The sequence below is a fragment of the Methylosinus sp. genome, assembly GCF_036560965.1.
Classification (GTDB): Bacteria; Pseudomonadota; Alphaproteobacteria; order Rhizobiales; family Beijerinckiaceae; genus Methylosinus.
This window is the reverse complement of sequence record NZ_DATBQF010000065.1, coordinates 1-6,978: the sequence shown is the minus strand read 5'-3', so window position 1 is coordinate 6,978 and position 6,978 is coordinate 1. Positions and strand designations below refer to the sequence as shown.

Annotated in this window: 6 protein-coding genes; all 6 read right to left on the bottom strand. The window is 66.5% G+C overall.

Annotation, left to right across the window (positions count from 1 at the left end):
• On the bottom strand, positions 1-396 hold a 396-nt coding region (locus VIF40_RS17040), incomplete at its 3' end, for a metal ABC transporter solute-binding protein, Zn/Mn family (protein WP_331938709.1).
• 118 nt (positions 397-514) lie between these two features.
• Positions 515-2,752 carry a glycine--tRNA ligase subunit beta gene (gene glyS, locus VIF40_RS17035; RefSeq protein ID WP_331938708.1) on the bottom strand — a complete coding sequence of 746 codons (2,238 nt, stop codon included), beginning with the start codon at positions 2,750-2,752 and terminating at the stop codon, positions 515-517.
• 82 nt (positions 2,753-2,834) lie between these two features.
• Entirely contained in the window at positions 2,835-3,830 is a 996-nt protein-coding gene (gene trxB / locus VIF40_RS17030) for a thioredoxin-disulfide reductase (protein ID WP_331938707.1), read from the bottom strand.
• A 121-nt stretch (positions 3,831-3,951) separates the two neighbouring features.
• Positions 3,952-5,085, bottom strand: a complete 1,134-nt coding sequence (locus VIF40_RS17025) for a mitochondrial fission ELM1 family protein (RefSeq protein WP_331938706.1) — start codon at positions 5,083-5,085, stop codon at positions 3,952-3,954.
• 67 nt (positions 5,086-5,152) lie between these two features.
• A complete protein-coding gene (gene greA, locus VIF40_RS17020) occupies positions 5,153-5,626 on the bottom strand; it encodes a transcription elongation factor GreA (protein ID WP_331938710.1) in 474 nt (157 codons plus the stop codon).
• A gap of 156 nt (positions 5,627-5,782) precedes the next feature.
• Positions 5,783-6,978 (bottom strand): ATP-grasp domain-containing protein (locus VIF40_RS17015; RefSeq protein WP_331938705.1); only part of this gene is annotated, 1,196 nt, incomplete at its 5' end.

The following is a 6,978-nucleotide window of genomic DNA, read 5'->3' as shown; positions in this document are numbered from 1 at the left end:
GGCAAGCGCGTCGCGGATGTTCTCGACGTAACGGCGCGCGTTGGCGACATCCTGCCAGGCGTGCGGGTCGAGCCCTTCCTCATTGTGGCGCGGGGCGACGCCCGCGCTGACCGTGACGATTCGCGCCTTGGTTTTCGAGGCGGCGATGAGCCGGTCGATCCAACCCTCGAAGGCGAGCCCATTGACGAAAACCAGCCGCGCTCCCGCGAGCTTGCGCCCATCGGCGGGCGTCGGCTCGTAGACATGGGCGTCGCCGTTCGGCCCGACGATGGTGGAGACCTCGACGCCGTTCCCGCCGACCTCGCGCACGAAATCGCCGAGAATCGAGAAGCTCGCGACGACCGGCAGCGGAGCGGATTGGGCGAGGGCGGGGGAGGCGAAGAGAAAAAAGGCCAATAAATTCAATAACAAGTATAGTAGGGGCGCTCCCTTCTCCCACTTGTGGGAGAAGGTGGCCCTTGCGTAGCAAGGGTCGGATGAGGGCTCTCGCAGCTTCAACCCAAACGACGCCCGCTCACGCCGCGCCGCCGTCTCCCGCGACCTTGCCAAAATCCGCGACGCCGAGCATCACGACGCGCAGTTCGTTGAGCAGGCGCAGGCGGTTGAGGCGCAGGTCCTTGTTCTCCGCGTTGACTGTCACGTGATCGAAGAAGGCGTCGACTGGCTCCCGCAGCTTCGCCAAACTGTGCATGGCGCCTTCAAAATCTTCCTTGTGCAGCTTCTCGGTCGTTTCCTCGCGCGCGCGCGCGATCGCCACGGCGAGCTTGTGCTCTTGCGGTTCGATCCGCAGGTTCGGCGCGTGGTGATGGTCATAGGCGCCGGCGCCGTCCTTCTTCTCCTCGATTTTTAGAATGTTGACGGCGCGGCGATAGCCGGCGAGCAGGTTCTTGCCGTCGTCGGTGTCGAGGAATTTGGAGAGGGCTTCGACCTTGGTGGTGATCATGACGAGATCGTCCTGGTGCTGGGGCGTCCCCTGGAAAGTGGATATCGCCCCTAAGGCCGCGTCAATAAGATCGTATCGCGCCCCCCGGTCGCGCAAGTAGACTTTTAGGCGGTCGATGAAAAAAGAGAGGAGGTCGTAAGTTCGCGCGTCTTGCTGCCAGAGGTCGAGCGTTTGCTTACTAATGATAGTCTCAGGAGTTAAGCGCGCGCCAAGCTCTGCCGCACCAGCGCGAAGCTCATGCAGTTCCCTCGCGCGACGTTCCCTGTCGACGCGCAATATCTGCAGATAGGCTATCGTTCCGAGGTGAAGGCGAAGCGAGTTTTCGAGAACGATTCGGATGACTCCCAACGCCGCGCGCCTTAGCGCATAAGGGTCCTTGCTCCCGGTCGGCTTCTCGTCGATGGCCCAAAAGCCGACCAGAGTGTCGAGCTTATCCGCGAGCGCCACGGCGATGGACACGGGGCTGGTCGGAATGCGGTCCGCCGGTCCCTGCGGCTTGTAATGTTCCTCCAGCGCCGCGGCGACCTCGGCGTCCTCGCCCTGCGCCGCCGCGTAATAGCGGCCCATGAGGCCCTGAAGCTCGGGGAACTCGCCGACCATCTCGGTCACGAGATCGGCTTTCGCCAACGTCGCCGCGCGTGCGGCCTTCTCGGGATCGGTGCCGACGATCGGCGCCAGCTCACGCGCCAGCGCCGCGATGCGCTTCACGCGCTCGCCCTGCGTGCCTAGCTTCTCGTGGAAGACGATGTTGTCGAGCTTGGGCAGGCGCTCCTCGAGCTTCGTCTTCAGATCGGTCTCATAGAAGAATTTCGCGTCCGACAGCCGCGCGGCGATGACGCGCTGATTGCCGCCGACGATCGTCGCGCCGCCGTCGCTCGCCTCTATGTTGGCGACGAGGATGAAGCGATTGGCGAGGCCGCCGTCCGGCCGCTTCAGCACGAAGCATTTCTGATTGACGCGAATGGTGGCGCGAATGACCTCCGGCGGAATGGTGAGAAAGCGCTCGTCGAAAGCGCCCATCAGCGTCACCGGCCATTCGACGAGGCCGGCGACCTCCTCGAGCAGCGCGGCGTCCTCGACCAGCTCGAGCCCCTGCGCCATGGCGAGATTGCGCGCGTCATGCAGCACGATGTCGCGCCGCCGGGCGGCGTCGAGCACGACTTTCGCCTTTTCCAGCGCGGGAACGTAATCGTCGAAGCGCTTCACCGCGAAGCTCGCCGGCGCCATGAAACGATGACCGTGGGCGATAGCGCCGCTCTCGATTCCCTCGACCGAGAAGCGCACCACATCCGGCGTCTCCATCTCCGTGCCGAAAGTGGCGAGAATGGATTGCAGCGGGCGCACCCAGCGCAGCGCGTCGAGCCGCGCGGAGGCCGCGCCCCAGCGCATGGACTTGGGCCAGGGAAAGCTCTTGACGATCGCCGGCAGCGTTTCCGCCAAAACCTCGATCGTCTCGCGTCCGGCGCGCTCGATGACGGCGACGTAGAACTCGCCCTTCTTGGGGTCCTTCTCGATCTTCGCCGCGTCGATCGAGGCGAGGCCGGCGCTCTTCAGAAAGCCCTGAATGGCGGCCTCGGGCGCGCCGACGCGCGGGCCCTTCTTCTCCTCGCGCACATCGGGCTGGCGGCCGGGCAGGCCGGCGATATGCAGCGCCAGCCGGCGCGGCGTCGCATGGGCGGTCGCGCCCTCATAGGCGAGGCCTTTTTCGGCGAGCGCCCCGCAGACGAGCCGCTGAAGATCATCGGCCGCCTGACGCTGCATGCGGGCGGGGATTTCTTCGCTGAAGAGTTCGAGGAGAAGATCCGGCATCGATTTATCTATTTCTCATGTGGGCGGAAACGAGGCGTTTTTCCACCTCCCCCTGAAGGGGAAGGTGGAGACTCGGCTGCTCTCACAACGGCTCCTCGGAGGCGAGCGCGTCGCTGGCATGGGCCGGCGTCTCGAGCAGAAATCGCTCGACGTCCAGCGCCGCCATGCAGCCGAGGCCGGCCGCCGTCACCGCCTGACGATAGGTCTCGTCGGCCACGTCGCCGGCCGCGAACACGCCCGGAATATTGGTGTTGGTCGTGCCCGGCTCCACATGGATGTAGCCCGAGGGCTTCAGCTCCAGCTGCCCGACGAACAGCTCCGAGGCCGGCTGATGGCCGATGGCGATGAACACGCCGTCGACGTCGAGCGTCTGGGTCGCGCCGGTCTTCACATTCTTCACGCGGGTCTGCGTGACCGAGGGCGGGGCGCTGCCGCCCAAAATCTCGTCGATCGCATGGTCGAACAGGATTTTGACATTCGGCCGCGCCGCGAGCCGCTCCTGCAGCACGCGCTCGGCGCGGAACGAATCGCGGCGATGCAAGACCGTCACCTCGGCCGCGATCTGCGAGAGATAGAGCGCCTCCTCGACGGCGGTGTTGCCGCCGCCGACGACCAGCACTTTTTTACCGCGGAAGAAAAAGCCGTCGCAGGTGGCGCAGGCCGAGACGCCATAGCCCTTGAACGCCTCCTCGCTGGGAATGCCCAGCCATTTGGCCTTGGCCCCGGTGGCGATGATCAGCGCGTCCGCCGTGTAGAGCGTCCCCGAATCGCCGAGCAGCTCGAAAGGGCGCTGACCGAGCCTGGCCTCGACGATATGGTCGGAGACGAGCTTGGCGCCGACATGCTCGGCCTGGGCGCGCATCTGGTCCATCAGCCAGGGGCCCTGGATCGGCTCGGCGAAGCCGGGGTAGTTCTCCACGTCTGTGGTGATCATGAGCTGGCCGCCCTGGTCGAAGCCGGCGATGACCACGGGCTCGAGCATGGCGCGCGCGGTGTAGATCGCGGCGGTGTAGCCGGCGGGACCGGACCCCAGCACGATGACGCGGGCGTGCAGGCGGCCTTTATCGTCTGCGGACATGAAGAAGAGGCCTTTTGCGAAAGTCTCCGCGCGGACGGCGCGGCGCGTTCGGATGGGCGCAATCTAGCCATTATGCGTTGCGCCGCAACCGCTCGTGAGCTTCGGGCGATTCGCGAATCTATTACGAAGCGCGCGAGCCATGAAGCAATACGGGGGCCGCCTGGCGGAAGGTCGCGTAGCGGCGGGCGATCTCCGCGGCGATGGCCGGCGTCTCGTTCAGCGGCTCGTATCGCCAATGCTCGAGCCGCCCGCGCCAGCGCCTGAGCGCCCCGCGCTGCTCGAGCGCGTCGAGAAAGGCGGCGATCTTGGCGGAGCCGCCCTCGGGCTCGAAGACATGAACCGGCGCGCCGGTCGCGGCCGCCTCGGCGACCATATTGACGCTGTCGGCCGTCACCACCAACGCCTGCGAGCCGGCGAGAATGGAGAGATAAGGATTCTCGCCGTCCCCCGCCCAGAGAAAGGCGCGGGTCTCCGTCTCCCGCGCGCGGGAGACGGCAGCCCTCGCGTCAGCGAGGGTCGGATGAGCGCCGCCGAGCCGCGCGCGCAACGCCTCGACGAGCCGCGCCGGCGTCCGTCGGGAGACGGTCGCCGCAATGTTCCACCCGTCGTCCAACATGGCGCCGATGGCGGCGAGAAGCCGCTCCGCATCCCGCTCCGAAAACCGAAAATGTCGACTATCCCCGCCGATGAGCAGCCCCACTCTCGGCTCTGGCAGCGCCGCGACGCGCGGGTCGAGCGCTCCACGCGCTTCGGCCAGTCGCTGCGGCGTCAGCCGATTCGCCGGCGCGAGCGGGGCGATGACATTTTCCCCCACGAGCCCATCATGACGCGGCGCGACGATGACGTCCGCCGTCCCGAGCCCGCTGGCCGGGCGGTTCACATAGACGGTGAAGACCGCGCCGCCGGAGGCGCGCTTCACATGGCGGAGATAGGGAATGGTCCGCCGGCCGCAGGCGATGACGAGATCGGGGTAGGGCGGGGCGAAGAGCTTCGCCTCGCGCGGGTCGATCGGGCCGAAGGGCGCGAGCGCGGCGATGAGCCCGTGGGGAGCGAGGCGAATGAGGCGTGGAGAGAGGCCGATGGCGTCCGCTATGCCGAGGCTCTGGGCCTCATGCCCGGCGCGGCCGTCGGAGAGAACCCAGGCTGTTTGGGCTCTCCCTTCTCCCGCTCGCGGGAGAAGGTGGCCCCGTGAAACGGGGTCGGATGAGGGCCCATGCCGCTCGTGAGAATATTGGCCTGCGGGAGGCGCCCTCATCCGACCCTCGCTGATGCGAGGGTCCCCTTCTCCCACGAGTGGGAGAAGGGGAGCGCGCTGGTTGTCCTCAGACGAAGGCGACCTTCAAAATCTCATAGCTCTTGCCGCCGCCGGGCGTCTTCACCTCGACCGTGTCGCCGGCTTTCTTGCCGATCAGCGCGCGGGCGATGGGCGAGGCGATGGAGACGCGGCCGTTCTTCACATCGGCCTCGGGCTCGCCGACGATCTGATAGGCCTTCTCCTCCTCGGTGTCCTCGTCGACGACCGTGACCGTCGCGCCGAATTTCACCGTATTGCCGGTGAGCTTGGAAACGTCGATCACCTCGGCGCGCGACAGCTTGTCCTCGAGGTCGGCGATGCGGCCCTCGTTCAGCGATTGCGCTTCCTTGGCCGCGTGATATTCGGCGTTCTCGGACAGATCGCCATGGGCGCGCGCCTCGGCGATCGCCTGGATGATGCGCGGACGTTCGGTCTGCTGGCGCTGACGCAGCTCCTGGTCGAGAGCAGCGTAGCCGCCGGCGGTCATGGGCACCTTGTCCACCATCTCTTGCTCTTTCGCTCCTGGATGTGTCCTGACCCGGTCAAAAAAAATCCCGGCGTCCGCCGGACCAGCGAAAACTGCGGCGTACGGTCGGACTGTTCCTCGACATGAACGAGCCGCGAATGCGGCGGCCTTCACTGATTCGCGCGCGCGCGTTTACGCGTCCGACGCGAAATAGTCCTGAAGGGCGCGGACTTCGAGATCTCCCGATACATAGGCCCTGATGCTCTGGGCCGCTGCGATCGCGCCGGACAGAGTCGTATAATAGGGGACTTTATGCAATAGCGCAGCTTGGCGCAAGGAACGAGAATCCGCCAACGCCTGGGCGCCTTCCGTCGTGTTGAACACCAGCTGAACGGAGCCGTTCTTGATGGCGTCCACGATATGCGGGCGCCCTTCCGAGACCTTGTTGAGCTTTTGCGCCGGGACGCCCTGCTCCTGGAGGTAGCGCGCCGTGCCGCCGGTGGCGACCACGGTGAAGCCGAGGCTCGCCAGCTGCTGGACCGCGGCCAGGACGCGGGGCTTGTCGGCGTCGCGCACCGAGACGAAGAGGGTCCCCTGCCGGGGCACCTTGGCGCCGGCGCCGAGCTGGCTCTTGGCGAAAGCCGCCTCGAAGCTGCGGTCGAGGCCGATGACCTCGCCGGTCGAGCGCATCTCCGGCCCGAGCACCGTGTCGACGCCCGGGAAGCGCGCGAAGGGGAACACCGATTCCTTCACGCCCACATGATTGGGCGCGCGCGAGGGCAGGGTGAAGGTCGACAGCGACTCGCCGGCCATGATTCGCGCCGCGATCTTGGCGATCGGCGCGCCGACCACCTTGGCGACGAAGGGCACGGTGCGCGAGGCGCGCGGATTGACCTCCAGCACGTAAATCTCGCCGTCCTTGATCGCGTACTGCACGTTCATTAGTCCGCCGACATTGAGCGCCAGCGCCAGCGCGCGCGTCTGCCGCTCCAGTTCGGCGATCGTCTTCTCGTTCAGCGAATACGGCGGCAAGGCGCAGGCCGAATCGCCGGAATGAATGCCGGCCTCCTCGATGTGCTCCATGATGCCGGCGATGAAGGTATCCTTGCCGTCGCAGAGGCAATCGACGTCCACTTCGGTGGCATCGGACAAATAGCGGTCGATCAGCAGCGGGCTCTTCTTCGACACCACCAGCTCGCTCGGCCGGTCGAGATCGCCGGCGAGCCTCGCGACGTAACGATCGAGTTGCGCGCCATCGCGCACGATTTCCATGGCGCGTCCGCCAAGCACGTAAGACGGGCGGATGACGACCGGGTAGCCGATCTCGTCGGCGATCGCGCGCGCCGCGCCGGGCGAGGTGGCGATGCCGTTTTGCGGCTGGCGCACCT